Source organism: Bradyrhizobium sp. MOS001, from assembly GCF_004634465.1.
GTDB classification, from domain to species: Bacteria; Pseudomonadota; Alphaproteobacteria; order Rhizobiales; family Xanthobacteraceae; genus Bradyrhizobium; species Bradyrhizobium barranii.
This window is the reverse complement of record NZ_SPVJ01000015.1, coordinates 42,568-58,435: the sequence shown is the minus strand read 5'-3', so window position 1 is coordinate 58,435 and position 15,868 is coordinate 42,568. Positions and strand designations below refer to the sequence as shown.

The 15,868-nt window shown below is 64.9% G+C and carries 16 protein-coding genes and 1 riboswitch; of the genes, 10 read left to right on the top strand and 6 right to left on the bottom strand.

Annotated elements, in window-relative coordinates; all coding sequences use genetic code 11:
* Nucleotides 1-154 precede the first annotated feature (154 nt).
* From CT676_RS20165 to CT676_RS20155, 3 genes are all read left to right on the top strand, one after another.
* Complete coding sequence (locus CT676_RS20165) at nt 155-1,363, top strand: aspartate aminotransferase family protein (protein WP_085399637.1); 1,209 nt, start codon at nt 155-157, stop codon at nt 1,361-1,363.
* Nucleotides 1,363-2,286, top strand: coding sequence for an ornithine carbamoyltransferase (argF, locus tag CT676_RS20160; protein ID WP_014491303.1), 924 nt, complete (start codon nt 1,363-1,365; stop codon nt 2,284-2,286). Before CT676_RS20165 ends, argF begins: the two co-directional genes overlap by 1 nt.
* A 256-nt stretch (nt 2,287-2,542) precedes the next feature.
* The gene (locus CT676_RS20155) at nt 2,543-3,550 is read left to right on the top strand and encodes an Hsp33 family molecular chaperone (protein ID WP_085399618.1); all 1,008 of its coding nucleotides are present in this window, start codon (nt 2,543-2,545) and stop codon (nt 3,548-3,550) included.
* Nucleotides 3,551-3,702: 152 nt separating this feature from the next.
* Here CT676_RS20155 and apaG read toward each other — a convergent pair whose 3' ends face one another.
* Nucleotides 3,703-4,095 (bottom strand): Co2+/Mg2+ efflux protein ApaG, encoded by a 393-nt coding sequence (apaG, locus tag CT676_RS20150; protein ID WP_014491305.1) that lies wholly within the window; start codon nt 4,093-4,095, stop codon nt 3,703-3,705.
* Between the two features lie 180 nt (nt 4,096-4,275).
* On the opposite strand from apaG, the gene CT676_RS20145 reads away from it, so the two are divergent.
* Genes CT676_RS20145 through CT676_RS20135 form a run of 3 tightly spaced genes read left to right on the top strand, consistent with a single transcriptional unit; the run spans nt 4,276 to nt 7,322 of the window.
* Nucleotides 4,276-5,541, top strand: coding sequence for an OpgC domain-containing protein (locus tag CT676_RS20145; protein ID WP_028155148.1), 1,266 nt, complete (start codon nt 4,276-4,278; stop codon nt 5,539-5,541).
* On the top strand, nt 5,541-6,320 hold the full coding sequence (locus tag CT676_RS20140) for a lipolytic enzyme (protein ID WP_063979875.1): 780 nt from the start codon (nt 5,541-5,543) through the stop codon (nt 6,318-6,320). The genes CT676_RS20145 and CT676_RS20140 overlap by 1 nt, the downstream gene beginning before the upstream one ends.
* Nucleotides 6,321-6,332: 12 nt before the next feature.
* On the top strand, nt 6,333-7,322 hold the full coding sequence (locus CT676_RS20135) for an SGNH/GDSL hydrolase family protein (RefSeq protein WP_071909137.1): 990 nt from the start codon (nt 6,333-6,335) through the stop codon (nt 7,320-7,322).
* 159 nt (nt 7,323-7,481) lie between these two features.
* Here CT676_RS20135 and CT676_RS20130 read toward each other — a convergent pair whose 3' ends face one another.
* On the bottom strand, nt 7,482-8,678 hold the full coding sequence (locus CT676_RS20130; RefSeq protein ID WP_085399619.1) for an O-succinylhomoserine sulfhydrylase: 1,197 nt from the start codon (nt 8,676-8,678) through the stop codon (nt 7,482-7,484).
* A gap of 71 nt (nt 8,679-8,749) precedes the next feature.
* Nucleotides 8,750-8,829: riboswitch (SAM riboswitch) on the bottom strand.
* Nucleotides 8,830-8,939: 110 nt separating this feature from the next.
* On the opposite strand from CT676_RS20130, the gene CT676_RS20125 reads away from it, so the two are divergent.
* From CT676_RS20125 to CT676_RS20110, 4 genes are all read left to right on the top strand, one after another.
* On the top strand, nt 8,940-10,046 hold the full coding sequence (locus tag CT676_RS20125) for a 2'-deoxycytidine 5'-triphosphate deaminase (protein WP_071909138.1): 1,107 nt from the start codon (nt 8,940-8,942) through the stop codon (nt 10,044-10,046).
* Between the two features lie 117 nt (nt 10,047-10,163).
* Nucleotides 10,164-10,577 (top strand): PAS domain S-box protein, encoded by a 414-nt coding sequence (locus CT676_RS20120; protein ID WP_085399638.1) that lies wholly within the window; start codon nt 10,164-10,166, stop codon nt 10,575-10,577.
* 104 nt (nt 10,578-10,681) lie between these two features.
* Nucleotides 10,682-11,734 carry a hypothetical protein gene (locus CT676_RS20115; protein WP_085399620.1) on the top strand — a complete coding sequence of 351 codons (1,053 nt, stop codon included), beginning with the start codon at nt 10,682-10,684 and terminating at the stop codon, nt 11,732-11,734.
* A gap of 162 nt (nt 11,735-11,896) precedes the next feature.
* Complete coding sequence (locus tag CT676_RS20110; RefSeq protein ID WP_085399621.1) at nt 11,897-13,342, top strand: MATE family efflux transporter; 1,446 nt, start codon at nt 11,897-11,899, stop codon at nt 13,340-13,342.
* On the opposite strand, the gene CT676_RS45290 is transcribed toward CT676_RS20110, so the two are convergent.
* The 4 genes from CT676_RS45290 to CT676_RS20090 form a co-directional block, all read right to left on the bottom strand.
* Nucleotides 13,339-13,842 carry a hypothetical protein gene (locus tag CT676_RS45290; RefSeq protein WP_085399622.1) on the bottom strand — a complete coding sequence of 168 codons (504 nt, stop codon included), beginning with the start codon at nt 13,840-13,842 and terminating at the stop codon, nt 13,339-13,341. The two genes, CT676_RS20110 and CT676_RS45290, sit on opposite strands and share 4 nt — an antisense overlap.
* A gap of 100 nt (nt 13,843-13,942) precedes the next feature.
* Nucleotides 13,943-14,344: an SRPBCC family protein gene (locus CT676_RS20100; protein WP_085399623.1), complete on the bottom strand. Its 402-nt coding sequence runs from the start codon at nt 14,342-14,344 to the stop codon at nt 13,943-13,945.
* 243 nt (nt 14,345-14,587) lie between these two features.
* Nucleotides 14,588-14,947, bottom strand: coding sequence for a VOC family protein (locus CT676_RS20095; RefSeq protein ID WP_038933391.1), 360 nt, complete (start codon nt 14,945-14,947; stop codon nt 14,588-14,590).
* A gap of 55 nt (nt 14,948-15,002) precedes the next feature.
* Complete coding sequence (locus CT676_RS20090) at nt 15,003-15,842, bottom strand: AraC family transcriptional regulator (RefSeq protein WP_135215224.1); 840 nt, start codon at nt 15,840-15,842, stop codon at nt 15,003-15,005.
* Nucleotides 15,843-15,868 lie beyond the last annotated feature (26 nt).

Below are 15,868 nucleotides of genomic sequence, written 5' to 3'. Positions count from 1 at the left end.
CGAGGCTTTCCGGGCGGCATTGACACCGGTTTCACCAGGCATAAGATAGTCTCGCGTGCCGCCCTTAAAAGGCGGCACGTTTCGTTTTCCGGGCCGGTCAATGGTGCGTTGCGCAATGCACGCTCACGCCGTCCGCAACATTCAAGTGATCGTCATGACTAACAGCGCAGCGCCGCATTTGCTCCCCGTTTTCGCCAGGTCCGACCTCGGTTTCGAGCGCGGTGAAGGCTGCTGGCTGATTGCGACCAATGGCGATCGCTATCTCGATTTCACCTCGGGCGTGGCGGTGAATGCGCTCGGCCATGCTCACCCTGCGTTGGTCAAAGCGTTGCAAGAGCAGGCCACCAAACTCTGGCACATGTCGAACCTGTTCCAGAGCCCGGACGGCGAGAAGCTCGCCGCGCGTCTGTGCAACGAAAGCTTCGCGGACTTCGTGTTCTTCTGCAATTCCGGCGCCGAAGCGCTGGAAGGTGTGATCAAGCTCGTCCGCCATCATCACTTCTCCAAGGGTCATCCGGAACGTTACCGCATCATCACCTTCGAAGGCGCCTTCCACGGCCGCACGCTGGCAACGCTCGCCGCGACCGGTTCGGCAAAATATCTCGAAGGGTTTGGCCCGCCGATGGACGGCTTCGACCAGGTCCCGCATGGCGATATCGACGCCGTCAAGAAGGCGATCGGTCCGCAGACCGCCGGCATCCTGATCGAGCCGATCCAGGGCGAGGGTGGCGTGCGTTCGGCAACGCCCGCCTTCCTGAGGGCGTTGCGCCAGCTCTGCGATGAGAAGGGCCTGCTGCTCGCGTTCGACGAGGTGCAGACCGGCATGGGCCGCACCGGCGATCTGTTCGCGCATCGCCGCACCGGCGTCACGCCTGACGTGATGTCGCTGGCCAAAGCGCTCGGTGGCGGCTTCCCGATCGGCGCGGTGCTGGCGACCGCGGACGCGGCTGCCGGCATGGGGCCCGGCTCGCACGGCTCGACCTTCGGCGGCAATCCGCTCGCGATCTCGGCTGCCAACGCCGTCCTCGACGTCATGCTCAAGCCCGGCTTCTTCGATCACGTGCAGAAGATGTCGCTGCTGCTCAAGCAGAAGCTCGCCTCCGTGATCGATCGTTATCCTGACATCGTCAGCGAAGTGCGCGGCGAAGGCCTTCTGATCGGCATCAAGGCCGTGGTGCCATCAGGCGATCTCGGCGCGGCATTGCGCAACGAAAAATTGCTCACGGTCGGCGCCGGCGACAATGTCGTGCGCTTCCTGCCGCCCTTGATCGTCACCGAAGCCGAAATCGAGGACAGCGTCGGGCGGCTCGAGCGCGCCTGCGCCGCGATCTCGTCCAGTCAGACCAAGCGGGCGGCGAGCTGATGAGCAAGTCCCCGAAGCACTTTCTGGATATCAACGAGCTCCCGTTGTCGGAGCTCAAGAGCATGCTCGCGGCCTCCTCCGCCATGAAGGCGAAGCAGAAAGCGCACCAGCCGGTGAAGCCGCTGGAAGGCAAGACGCTGGCGATGATCTTCGAGCGTCCCTCCACGCGCACCCGCGTCTCGTTCGACGTCGCCATGCGCCAGCTCGGCGGCGAGCCCATCATGCTGACCGGCGCCGAGATGCAGCTCGGCCGCGGCGAGACCATCGCCGACACGGCGCGCGTGCTGTCGCGCTATGTCGACGCCATCATGATCCGCATCCTCAATCACGAGGCCCTGCTGGAGCTGGCGGAATATGCGACGGTGCCCGTCATCAACGGCCTGACACGGCGCTCGCACCCTTGCCAGGTGATGGCCGACCTCATGACCTACGAAGAGCATCGCGGCCCGATCGAGGGCAGGACGGTGGCCTGGACCGGCGACGACAACAACGTGCTGGCGTCCTGGGCGCATGCCGCCGAGCGCTTCAAGTTCAAGCTCAATGTCGCGACGCCGCCGGAGCTTGCGCCGAAAAAGGTAATGCGGGACTTCATCAAGGCCACCGGCGCGCCGATCGTGCTCGGCACCGATCCCGAGGCCGCCGTGAAGGGGGCCGACTGCGTCGTCACCGACACCTGGGTGTCGATGGGCGACAAGGAAGGTGAGCACCGTCACAACGTGCTCAAGCCCTATCAGGTCAATTCGAAGCTGATGTCGCTGGCCAAGCCCGATGCGCTGTTCATGCATTGCCTGCCCGCCCATCGCGGCGAGGAGGTCACCGACGAAGTGATCGACGGCCCGCAATCGGTCGTGTTCGACGAGGCCGAAAACCGCCTGCATGCGCAGAAGGGCATTCTGGCCTGGTGCTTTGACGCGGTGAAGTAATCTCACTTGTAGCCCGGATGGAGCGCAGCGAAATCCGGGTTTGTGTCCGCAGTTGGAGTGGTCCCGGATTGGGCTACGCTCCATCCGGGCTACGCGGGCTATCGCGTAATCCTGTGGCTATGGGTCCCGTATCAGCGCTTTGCGCGCGCCGGGACGACATCGAATTTGCAGGATCCTGAGCGATCATAAGTGCATCCGGAACACACCACCCTTGAGCCCTCTTCCATTTTCCTCCATCGACCCCAGATAAAGCGCCATGGTTTCCCAATCCCCTGACATGAATACCGGGCCTGAAGGCCCGGTTCGCGCACCATCAGCGGTTCCCATCGATGACGCCGTGCTGCCTTACGAGGTCGACGCACTCGACGTGCGCGGCCGCCTCGTGCGGCTCGGTCCCGCGCTCGACGAGATCCTGACCAAGCACGATTATCCCGCTGCCGTGGGCAAGCTGCTCGGCGAGGCCATCGTGCTGACGACGCTGCTCGGCTCGGCGCTGAAGTTCGAGGGCCGCTTCATCCTCCAGGCCCAGACCGACGGTCCGGTGTCGTTCCTGGTCGTCGACTACATGGCGCCGGATCGCCTGCGCGCCTATGCGCGCTACGATGCCGAGCGCCTCGGCGAGACAAAAGATTCCGGCACGCTTCTCGGTAACGGTCATCTCGCCATGACCATCGACCAGGGTCCCGACATGAGCCGCTACCAGGGTCTGGTCGCGCTCGACGGCGGCAGCCTGGAAGATGCCGCCCACGAATATTTCCTGCGCTCCGAGCAGATCCCGACGCGCGTGCGTCTCGCGGTCGGCGAGGAGTGGCGCTCGAACGACGGCGGCAAGCATCGCTGGCGCGCCGGCGGCATGCTGATGCAGTTCCTGCCGAAGGCGCCCGAGCGCGCGCGGCAGGCCGATTTGCATCCCGGCGATGCGCCCGAAGGCGCGGAGGTGCATGCTGTCGCCGAAGACGACGCCTGGGTCGAGGCGCGTTCGCTGGTCGAGACCGTCGAGGACGTCGAGCTGATCGACCCCGAACTCTCCGGCGAGCGGCTGCTGTTCCGCCTGTTCCACGAGCGTGGCGTGCGCGTGTTCAATCCGCTGGTGCTGAAGGCGCAATGCTCCTGCTCGCGCGACGCGGTTGGTGCGATGTTGAAGAGCTTCTCGCCCGACGACCGCGCCGCCATGGTCAAGGACGACAAGGTCGTCGTGACCTGCGAGTTCTGCTCGTCGGTGTACCAGTTCACGCCGCACGAGGCCGGCGTGGAAGACGCGTAGGCGTCGCATCCTCCGTCGTTGCGCGCGCAGCGAAGCAATCCAGTCGTAGGGTGGGCAAAGCGCAGCGTGCCCACTATCTTATGCGCCACGTTTGGAATGGTGGGCACGGCGCTTTGCGCCTTTGCCCACCCTACGGCGCCTACGGCACCGGGCTAATTCAACACCCGCTTGTTGTCCGGGCTGTCCAGCGAGAACGTCGGCACGTCGATCTCGAAGCGTTCGCCGCTTTCACTGACCATCTGGTAGCGGCCGGTCATGAAGCCCGAGGCGGTCGCGAGCGGCACGCCGGAGGTGTATTCGAAGCGCTCGCCGGGAGCCAGGGTCGGCTGCTCGCCGACGACGCCCTCGCCCCTGACCTCCTGCTGGCGGCCGGTGGCGTCGGTGATGATCCAGTGCCGCGTCTTCAGCTGCACGGTTTCGTCGCCGGAATTGGTGATGACGATGGTGTAGGACCAGAAATAGCGGGAGCGGTCAGCCGACGACTGCTCCGGAACAAAGTTCGGCTCGACGGTCACTTCGATCTGGCGGGTCACGGCGCGATACATGGCGGCCATCATAACGAAAACCCGGCCGGGAACCAACGCCCGCAGGCGGTTTTGGTGACATCGTGCCGCCAGAATTGCCGAGGAAGTAGACCCAATGTGATCCGGCCGCTTTGCGAGACGACGGCCGGACCTGTACACTCCATGACACGTCGCGATTTGCGGAAGGGTTTCGAACCCCCGATGACCATTGCCGACCAAGTGACGGGATCGACGATCGCGGGAACCGGCAAGCCTGCGGAGGCCAGACCTGCGGAGGCGAAGCCGCGCTCCGCCGCGCCGGCCATCACGCTGCCCGCCATCGGCGAGCGCGAGCTCCGGCTCGACCTGTTCCGCGGGCTCGCGCTGTGGCTGATCTTCGTCGACCATCTGCCGCCGAGCCTTTTGACCTGGTTCACGATCCGCAATTACGGCTTCAGCGACGCCACCGAGATCTTCATCTTCATCTCCGGCTACACCGCGGCGTTCGTCTACGGTCGTGCCATGCTCGAAAGCGGCTTCGTCGTCGCCACCGCGCGCATCCTGCGGCGCGTCTGGCAGATCTATGTCGCCCACGTCTTTCTGTTCACGATCTTCCTCGCCGAAATCTCCTACGTTGCGACCAGGTTCGAGAACCCGCTCTACACCGAAGAGATGGGCATCATGGATTTCCTCAAGCAGCCCGATGTCACGATCGTGCAGGCGCTGCTGCTGCGCTTTCGTCCGGTCAACATGGACGTGCTGCCGCTCTATATCGTGCTGATGCTGGCGCTGCCCTTGATCTTGTGGCTGATGAAATGGCGGCCCGACGTGACGCTCGGCCTCTCGGTCGTGCTCTACGCGGTGACCTGGGAATACGACCTCTATCTGTCGGCCTATCCGAACGGCTTCTGGGCGTTCAATCCCTTCGCCTGGCAATTGCTTTTCGTATTCGGTGCATGGTGTGCGCTCGGAGGTGCGCGACGCATGTCGCGCATCCTGGCGTCCCGCGTCACGATGTGGATATCGATCGCCTATCTCGTCGCGGCGTTCTACGTGACGCTGACCTGGTATGTGCCGCAGCTCTCCCACTTCATGCCGAGGCGGCTCGAGCAGTGGATGTATCCGATCGACAAGGCCGATCTCGACGTGCTGCGCTTCACGCATTTCCTGGCGTTCGCCGCGCTCACCGTTCGCTTCCTGCCCCGGGAATGGCCGGGCCTGAAATCGCCCTGGCTGCGGCCGCTGATCCTCTGCGGCCAGCATTCCCTCGAGATCTTTTGTCTCGGCGTCTTCCTCGCCTTCGCCGGCCATTTCATCCTGGCCGAAGTCTCCGGCGGCGCAGCCATGCATGCGCTGATTAGTCTCTCCGGAATCCTGATCATGTGGGGCGTTGCATGGGTGATTTCGTGGTACAAGCGCGTGGCTGACAAGAGCGGTGCGAAAACCAAAAACGCCGTCGGCAACGCCGATCTGGCGGGAGGGGGCTGATGAAGGCGAAGGTTCTCCTGAGCCTGGTCCTGCTGTGCGGTAACCTCGCCGCGCCCCTGGCGCGCGCGGGCGATGCCGTGCCGGCTGCTCCGGCCGCGCCCCCGGCCTGCGAATTGCCATCCTATCTGCTCACCACTGAAAGCCAGCTTCCGAGGGTCGCCGATGCCATCAAGGCCGGCAAACCGCTCGAAATCCTCGTCATCGGCAGCCGTTCGACCACGATTCCGGCCTCGGAGGACAGCTCCTATCCGGCGCGCATGCAGGCCATCCTGCAGGACAGGCTGCTGCCGTCGGAGACCGTGCACGTCTCCGTAGAAATACAGAGCAAGAAGACGGCCGAGGAGGCGGCCGCCACCTTCGTTAAGCTGATGGAAGCAAAAAGGCCTACTTTGGTCATCTGGCAGACCGGGACTGTGGATGCTATCCGAGCGATTGATCCCGATGATTTTCGCGGGGCGGTAACCGAAGGGGTTTCCGCGCTGCAAAAAGCAGGGGCTGACGTCGTGTTGATGAACTTGCAGTACAGCCCGCGTACCGAAACCATGATCTCGGTGCCGCCCTATCTCGACAATATGCGGGTGGTGGCGCAGGAGCATGACATCCCGCTGTTCGACCGTTTCGCGATCATGCGGCAGTGGAATGATCAGGGTCAGTTCGACCTGTTCAGCCCGTCCCGCGGGCCAGAGCTGGCGAAACAGGTCCATGACTGCCTTGGCCGGGCGTTGGCACAGTTTGTGATCGACGCAGCCCATCTGGGGCCGGCCCAGCAGCAAAATTGAGGTCTAGCGTTAATGAGTTCTCTCCGCCCTTTTTGGTTGACTGCATGGCTGGCTGCGCCCGCGGCGGCTCTGCTGCTCCTGACGCCGGTGTCGCTGGCACCAGTGCAGGCGCAGGCCACGCAGGCAACGCCCGCGCCGCAGCAGGCCGCTAGTCCGGCTTCCGCTTCGCCTTCCCAGACCACCGTCGCCGCGACGTCCCACGAGCAGCGCGGCGTGACCGCCCGCGCCATCGACAAGGTGAAGCAGGTCGCGAAATCCGCCGGGGACATTTTCAGCCGCGTGCCCTGCCTCACGCCGAAGGGTGGCTCGAAGGCGATGGGCTCGCTGCCGCATGTCGCGGGCAAGCTCGTCGCCGGCAAACCCGTCGTGATCGTCGCGTTCGGCTCGTCGTCGACGGCAGGCTATGGCGCGAGCTCGCCCGATTTCAACTATCCGAACCGTCTCGCCGCGCAGCTCCGCCGGCAATATCCGACCGCCGACATCACCGTCATCAACGCCGGCGTCGGCGGCGAGGACGCGCCCGAGATGATGAAGCGCCTCCAGAAGGAGGTGATCGACGTGCATCCGGATCTCGTGATCTGGCAGGTCGGCACCAATGCGGTGCTGCGCAATCTCGATCCCGGTGACACCGCCAAGATGGTCGAGGACGGCATCTCCCGCATCCAGGCCGCTGGCGGCGCCGACATCGTGCTGGTCGATCCGCAATATTCGCCGGCCGTCAACCAGCGCAAGGAGAGCGCCGGCAAGATGGTGCACCTGCTCGGCAAGGTCGCCGAGCTCCGTCACGTCGGCATCTTCCCCCGCTTCGAGGTGATGCGCGACTGGCACGAGAATCAATCGATCCCGGTCGAGAGTTTCGTGATCGCCGACGGCCTGCATATGAACGATTGGGGCTATGCCTGCTTCGCGCAGATCCTCGGCGACGACATCATCCGCTCCGTCGGCCAGATCAAGCTCGGCGTCAACGTGCCCGCCGACGTGCGGACGTATCGGCCGATGTAGCTCGGTGCCGTAGGGTGGGCAAAGGCGCGCTCTTCGCGCGCCGTGCCCACCATCTATCGGCGATATGATCGTGAATGGTGGGCACGCTTCCGCCTTCGCTCTTCGAGCTACGGCGGACAAGTCGCTTTGCCCACCCTACGTTCCGAGCTCGTGAAGCCCTCACGCCTTCTCCAGCGCCGCAGTCAGATCCTCGATCAGATCATCCGCATGCTCGAGCCCCGCCGAGAAGCGGATGAAGCCCTCGCTGATTCCGAGCGCGGCGCGGTCTTCCGGCTTGAGGCGCTGATGCGTCGTGGTCGCCGGATGCGTGACGAGGCTCTTGGCATCGCCGAGATTGTTCGAGATTTTTGCAAGCTTGAGCTCGTTGAGCACGCGGAACGCACCCTGCTTGCCGCCCTTGACCTCGAAGCCGACCAGCGTCGAGCCGCCGCGCATCTGCTTCTTCACGAGAGCTGCCTGCGGATGATCGGCGCGGCCGGGATAGACCAGGCGCGAAATCTTCGGATGGCTCGCCAGCACGTCGGCGATGCGTCCCGCCGTCTCGGTCTGCGCGCGCACGCGTACGCCGAGCGTTTCCAGGCCCTTGAGCAGGACCCACGCGTTGAACGGCGAGATCGACGGGCCGGTCTGGCGCATGAAATTGTGGATGTGCTCGGCGATGAACGCTTCCGACGACAGGATGATGCCGCCGAGACAACGGCCCTGGCCGTCGATGTGCTTGGTCGCGGAATAGACCACGACGTCGGCCCCTAACGCGAGCGGGCTCTGCCAGATCGGCGTCGCGAACACGTTGTCGACGACGAGCCGCGCGCCGCCGCTGTGCGCGATCTCGGCGATCCCTGGAATGTCGAGCACGTCGAGCGTCGGGTTGGTCGGGCTCTCCAGGAAGAACGTCTTGGTGTTCGGCCGCAAGGCGCGCTGCCACTGGTCGAGATCGGCTCCGTCGACCAGCGTCGTCTCGATGCCGTAGCGCGGCAAGAGATCCTGAATGACGTAGAGACAGGAGCCGAACAGGGCGCGCGAGGCCACCACATGATCGCCGGCCTTCAGCGGCGCCAGGATCGCGGTCGTCACCGCGGCCATGCCGGTCGCGGCCGAGCGGGCGGCTTCGGCGCCTTCGAGCTCGATCATGCGGCGCTCGAACATCGAGATGGTCGGGTTGGAATAGCGCGAATAGATGAAGCCGGGGTCCTCGCCCTTGAACCGCGCCTCGCACTCCTCGGCGCTGTTGTAGACGTAGCCCTGGGTCAGGAACAGCGCCTCCGACGTCTCGCCATATTGCGAGCGCAGGGTGCCGGAATGGACCAGGCGGGTTTCGGGACGGTATTGCGTGGTGGACGCCGGGGACTTCGACATAGGACCTCCTCTGCGTGACCATCGAAAATGGTCACAAAAAAACCGGCCTGGATAACTTCCACGGGCCGGGATCACAGAGGTCCCCGGCCTGTTTAGCGACTTATTTAACGTGGCTGCAAGCCGGCCGGCTCAAATCACCACGGGATAAGTGATGCTCATATTCCGCAATGGCCTTTCCGTCAAGGCGTCCATCGGATAGCCGTAAAAGGCTGCTATTTCCCGCATGTCCGGATGCATTTGACCCCTGACGAGGACCCCCGGTTGAGCTTCACGGTTGCCGCCGACGCCAATGGTATCCTGCCCGACCGCATGATCGCGGCGATGGCGAAGGCGGGCCTCATCCTGCCCGCTTATGACTTCGTCGAAAGCCAGATCCAGCCGGCGAGCCTCGACCTTCGCCTCGGCGACATCGCCTATCGCGTTCGCGCCAGCTTCCTGCCGGGTCCCGGCGCGACCGTCGCCGAGCGCATCGACGAGTTAAAGCTGCACGAGTTCAGCCTCGCCGATGGCGCAGTGCTGGAGACCAACTGCGTCTACATCGTGCCGCTCTTGGAAAGCCTGGCGCTGCCGCCGGAGATCGTCGCCGCCGCGAACCCGAAAAGCTCGACCGGCCGGCTCGATGTCTTCACCCGTGTCATCGCCGACGGCACCCGACGCTTCGACATGATCGGCGCCGGCTATCACGGCCCGCTCTACGCCGAGATCAGCCCGAAGACGTTTCCGGTACTGGTCAGCGAGGGCTCGCGCCTGAGCCAGGTACGCTTCCGCACCGGAGATGCCATCCTCAACATCGACGAGCTCGAGGCGCTGCATGCGACCGAGCGTCTCGTCGATCTCGACGATGCCGATCTCACCGGCGGCGTTGCCGTCTCCGTCGACCTCTCCGGCGAGAAGGCCAACGGCTTCGTCGGCTATCGCGCCAAGCGCCACACCGGTGTCGTCGACGTCGACCGCCGCTCCGGCTATGCGGTGGAGGATTTCTGGGAACCGATCTCGGCGCGTCCCGACGGCAGCCTGATCCTCGACCCCGGCGAGTTCTACATCCTCGCCTCCAAGGAAGCCGTGCAGGTGCCGCCCGACTACGCCGCGGAGATGGTGCCGTTCGATCCCCTGGTCGGCGAGTTCCGCGTGCACTATGCCGGCTTCTTCGATCCCGGCTTCGGCTATGCCGGAGCTGGCGGGCAGGGATCGCGCGCCGTGCTCGAAGTGCGCTCGCGCGAGGTGCCGTTCATTCTCGAGCACGGCCAGATCGTCGGCCGTCTCGTCTACGAGAAAATGCTGGCGCGCCCCGACGCGATGTACGGCCAGCGCATCGGCTCGAACTACCAGGCGCAGGGCCTCAAACTATCGAAGCATTTTCGGGTGTAGCTCCACACTCTACTACTGTCATGCCCCGGCTTGACCGGGGCATCCAGTACGCCGCAGCCCCTCGATTGACTACTGCCGGGATGCAAGCTGAAATCCGGCTGCATGCGAGGTGGCGAGATGAGTGTTCAATCCGAACTCGACGCAAGAATCCTCGACGACGTCGCGGACGCGCTGATCTATTCGGATCGCTCTGGCACCATCACGCGCTGGAATCGTGCATCGACCGCCTTGTTCGGCTTCTCCGCCGACGAAGCGCTCGGCCAGAACCTCGATCTGATCATTCCCGAACATCTGCGCGCCGCGCACTGGAAGGGCTTCGAAGCTGCGCTTGCCACCGGGGCGATGAAGCTTGCGGGCAGGCCGACGCTGACCCGCGCGCTGCACCAGAGCGGACGCAAGCTCTACATCGAGATGACCTTCGCGCTGGTGCGCGATGCCGGTGGTGCCGTGGTCGGATCGGTCGCGATGGCGCGCGACGTCACCGAACGCGTCGAGCGCGAGCGTGGGGCCAGGCTTGCGCAAAATTCGTGATGCGGAATTGACGGGCTGGCGTGCAGGGCGCTCTGCCTGAGCGTCAGGTTGCCTCGTACAGGTCGCAGTGACACACTCGATCAAAACAACGATCGGGAGCGAACATGACCGCCGCAACAGACGCAGCACAAGAAGCGCAATGGAAGCGCTGGCGCGCGGTCGCCGACCTCTATCACGCCTATTTCACCGGACTCATCCTCACCGTCGTCACACGGCGCGGCACGGCGGATGCTGCCGAATTCGTCTTCCGCGTGTTTCGCCGCCAGCAGCAGGAGCGCTTCCTGCCGGGGCTCGAAAAGCTCGGTCTCAATCATCTGCCGCCGGCGGTGGCCGCCGCGCAATATCATTATCTCTCCAACTGGATCGGCGGCGTGCATGTCGAGTACATGTATGAGAGCGACCGCAAAGCCTGGATCCGCTATCCGCCGCCGCGCTGGATCTGGAAGGGCACCGCGATCTGCGGCGTGCCGGGTGAGGTCAGCCGCGCGATGCTGCGCGGCTGGCACGCCAACAATGGCGTCGCGCTCGGCGATACCAGGCTCGGCTTCGTCTGCACCAAGCAGAGCGTCGACGGTCAGGATGGGCTCGAAGGCTATTATTATCAGTACGACCACCAGCTCGGGCTGGATCAACGCCTGGTGTTCGCGCGCCATCTGGAAGCGCCGTTGTTCGACGCTAAAGCCGCGCCTGCCTTGCCCGTCGCGAGTTGGCCGAAGCCGCGGCTGGAAAAGGCCTACCGCAACTACGCGATGGAATATGTGCGCACCGCCGCGCCCGTCATGGTGCAATTGTTCGGCCCCGAAGACGCCGGCTATCTCCTGCACCTCACTGGCAAGCTGATCGGGATGCAGTATTTTGACGAGGTCGCCGCGGCGCTGTCTATGAGCCGTGGTGGCGCCAGCGAGTTCGCAGCGTTCCTGAACGCTCTGTTTGCCGCGCAGGATGACGCTGCCGAGACGACGGCATCAGAAGGCACGTTTGAATTTCGTCAGCAGAGCTGGAAGCTGATGGATGACGTCGCCGACTATCATCGCGTCTGCACCAGGGTGCTGGAAGGGTTGTTCGAGGGGCTCGCTGCCGGATGCGGGCGGCACATCGGCGTGCACCTGCGCCCGACAGCGGGCGGTCAGCCGCCGCTGGTGTGGACCATTGAGTAATTCCATCTGTTGAAATGCGCTGCCGCAGGGCACGCCTGCATCCGGCGCAGGAGGAATCGGCAATTGTCGTGCTAAGCCTGTCGCCGCGCCTTCCGCGCGAAGAAATTTATTGGCACACCTACGCATTGCCGCGCCGCGAATGGCCTGCGCCCGGGAGAGGACATGTCCGACATCGCCGAAATCCCGGTCGATGAACAAGAGCGTCCGTTGCCGCCGCCTCCGCGGCCGGTACGAAGCGCGCTGATGGACGGGCCGATTCTGCGCACGCTGCTCGGACTCGCCTGGCCGAACGTGGTCGCGCTGTCGGCCGGCACCTGTGTGGTGATAGCGGAGACCTCCTATATCGGCAGGCTCGGCGTCGAGGCGCTGGCGGCAATGGCGCTGGTGTTTCCGACAGTGATCCTGACCATGACGATGTCCGGCGGGGCAATGGGCGGCGCCGTGGCGTCGGCCATCGCGCGGGCGCTCGGCGCAGGCGACCGCGAGCGCGCCGGCACGCTCGCCGCGCATGCGCTCTTGATCGGCATCACCTTCGGCCTCGTCTTCATGCTGGGCATGCTGATCTTCGGGCCCAAGGTGCTGGAAATGCTTGGTGGCCGCGGGGATGTGCTGACGCATGCGGTCGCCTACACACAGGTGTTTTTTGGCGGGGCCGTGCTGCCGTGGCTGCTCAACACCATGGCCGGCGTGTTGCGCGGCACTGGCAACATGAAGCTGCCCTCGCTGTTGATGCTGAATTCCGCGGTCATGCAGGTCGTGCTTGGCGGCACGCTGGGCCTCGGGCTCGGGCCCGTGCCGCAGTTCGGCATGCGCGGCGTCGCGGCCGGCTCGCTGATCGCCTATTCCATGAACATCTGTGTGATGGGCTGGTACCTGTTCTCCGGCCGCGCCCGAATCGTACCGAAACTGCGCGGGCTGCGCGTTCAATGGGCGATGTTCTTCGATATCCTGAAGGTCGGCGCCATCGCCTGCTTCTCGCCGCTGCAATCGGTGCTGACGATCTCGATCTTCACCCACATGCTGGCAAAGTTCGGCACTGCGATCCTCGCCGGCTACGGCATCGGCGCGCGGCTGGAATTTTTGCTGACCTCGATCGCGTTCTCGTTCGGCATCGCTTCGGTGCCGATGATCGGCATGGCGATCGGCGCGGTGCGCATCGCGCGCGCCCGGCGCATCGCCTGGATCGCCGGTGCGAGCGCGTTCGTCGCCGTCGGCGCGCCGGCGTGCCTCGTCGCGCTGTTCCCAGATCTCTGGGTCAACATCTTCACCGACAGCGCCACCGTGCGCGCGACCAGCCATGAATATCTGTCGACGGTGGCGCCGTTCTACGCCTTCATCGGGCTCGCCTCGACAATGTATTTCTCGTCGCAGGGCGCGGCCAAGGTGATCGGGCCGGTGCTGGCGCAGACCGCGCGCCTGATCTACATCGCGGCGATCGGCTGGTGGCTGTCGACGCATGATGCCACCGCGCAGAGCTTCTTCTGGCTGGCCGCGAGCTCGATGGTCGTGCTCGGCCTGCTCTCGTGCTCCAGCGTGGTGCTGACACGCTGGGGGCCGCGCGAGACGAAACCTGCGATCAGGCCTGCGCTTTCGGGCGTTGCAGACTAGCGGTGTCTGTGGCGGCGATGGCCGCCACCGCCGCCGACATTGGCGAGCCGCATCAGCTGCGGAATCATCGCCATCATGTCGCCGCCGCCGGAACCACCCAGCATACCCATGATGTCGCCGCCACCCATGCCGCCCATTCCGGTCGGCATGTAGCCGCCTGCGCCCATCGGCGTGTAGTCGCCGTAGTTCGGCGCGCCGAAGCCACCGCCGAAATTGCCGCCACTCAGGCTGCCGCCGCCCCCCATCATGCCGCCGAGCCCGCCGCCGCCGTTCTCCATCATGCGGCTCATCATCGGACCCATGGTCTGCATCAGCATGGCGAAGCGGCGCTTGCCCATCTTCGCCTTCATCATCTCCAGCATCGGCGCCATCTGGGTCATCATGTCCTCGCCGCCGGCGCCTCCGCCGCCGAGGAACTGCGCCTTTGCCGGCGCGCTCGAGATCGAAAATAGCAGCAGCACGGCGGCCGCCTGGCAGATCACCTTATCCGCACCTCTCATGGCCTGCTCCTCGCGTGCGTGGCTCCGCCGGGAGAGCGGAGCCAACCGGACGCACGCGGCCATGGTTAGGGTCGGCGAGGGCAGGGCTCTGTGAGAAAGATCACGCAGCCACAGCCGGGAACGCCCGGTGTATCGCGGCGACGGCGTCCTTGGTCTGCCCCTGGACGTAAGCCGCAAGCTCGTTCGGCAGCATGTCGATGATCCAGACAAGGCGGCAGCTCGCCTCGCCCTCGGCGATCACCTGCACCGAGGCGCTGTAATGCCTGAGCCGCTCGTTGTTGATGGCGTAGACCAGCCGCTGTCGCGCATCGTCGCAATCGACCAGCACCTCGCGCGCCACTGATCCATTGGCGAAGGTGACGATGCGTGCATCACCGTCGAGCGTGCAGGCGGTGACGAAGCCCGGCGCCAGCCGCTGAGGCAGCGCGCCGAAATCGCGTACGGCGTCCCAGACGTCGCGGGCCGGGACGGGGAGGGAAATGTCGTTGTGGATGGAGGCCATGGTAGATTCCTATAATTTGGAGAAACAAGCGAGCCATCATCTCAGGCGTCATCGTCCGACTTGCCGCCTTCGCTAAGGCTTCGGCGGCCAAGTGAGTTCTTGGCCCGGCGAAGCCTTGGCGGAGACGGGATCGGGCGATCCAGTATTCCAGAGGCCGCTGTGATTGAATCGAGAAGCCGCGGCGTACTGGATGCCCCGGTCAAGCCGGGGCATGACAGCGTGTGAGGCGATGGCGGCCGACGCTCACACGCAAACCGCCTCGATGTTGTTGCCATCGGGATCGATCAGGAACGCCGCGTAGTAGGTCGGGCTATAGTCCTTGCGCGGGCCGGCGCCGCCATTGTCACGGCCGCCGCTCTTCAAGCCTTCGCTGTGGAATGCCTTGACCGCATCATGGTCCTTGGCGCGAAACGCGATATGCGCGCCGTCGGCCTTGCGTCCCTTGTTCAGGTGCAGCCAGAGCGCCGGCTCGCCCTTCGGCCCGAAGCCCGCATAGCCGTCGCCGCTCGAGCACAGGGCGTAGCCGAGCGGCGCAAGCACCGCGGTGTAGAAGCGCGTGGCGGCGTCGAGGTCGGCAACACGCAGTCCGATGTGGTCGTACATGATCGTCTCCATTGCAAAGCGCGCCGCGACTGGCGCGCGCCGGAGACGACCCTATTCAGTTGAGGGTAGCGCGCTCTTGGAGAATCTTGCGCTCGCCCTTCGACGCCTGCCGAAACTTCGTCGGCGACACGCCGGCGGCGCGATGGAAGGTGCGGACGAAATTGGAGAGATCGCCGAAGCCGACGTCATAGGCGACGTCGGTGACCGCGATGTCATCATCTGTCAGCAGCCGCGCCGCGTGGCGTAGCCGCGAGCGCACCAGATATTGATGCGGGGTGACGCCGAGCACGGCCGAGAACAGCCGCAGGAAATGGAACGGGCTGAGGCCCGCCTGCCGCGCCGCCTGTTCGAGGTCGACCTCGGCATGCGAGTTGGCGTCGATCCACACCGCGGCTTCGACTGCGCGGCGGCGGTCGCGTGCGGTGGGCGTGGCCGGCTTGCGCGCCTTGCCCGAGACGACATCGATGAAGCGGCCGGCGAGAATTTGACCGACCTCGTCGAGACCGAGGTCGCTGTTGCCATCTGCCGCCGTCTGGGCGAGCTCGCCCAGCACCATCAGCTCCGGCAGCGGCGGTGTCGCGCCGACCTGCCAGATCTCGCGTCGTCCCCCGAGGGCATCGACCAGGTCTTCGCTGAAGAAGAAGCCCAGGCAGACGTCGCCGCTGACATGCTCATGCGTGCAGGTGTATTCCTCGCGGGGAGCGCCGACCAGCATCGAGCCCGCCACCAGCTCGAAGAAGCCGGCGCGGCACTGGCAGCCGAAGCTGCCGGAGCGAACATACGCAATGGAATGGCCGGTGCGGCACTCCGCGAACGGCTTGTCGTCCGGTCCCGCATCGCAGCGAAACTCCGAGACCGTCATCGATTGCGTGGTCAGCAGCGTGGTCGCATCCATGCCACCCATCTAGGCATGATCCGGAC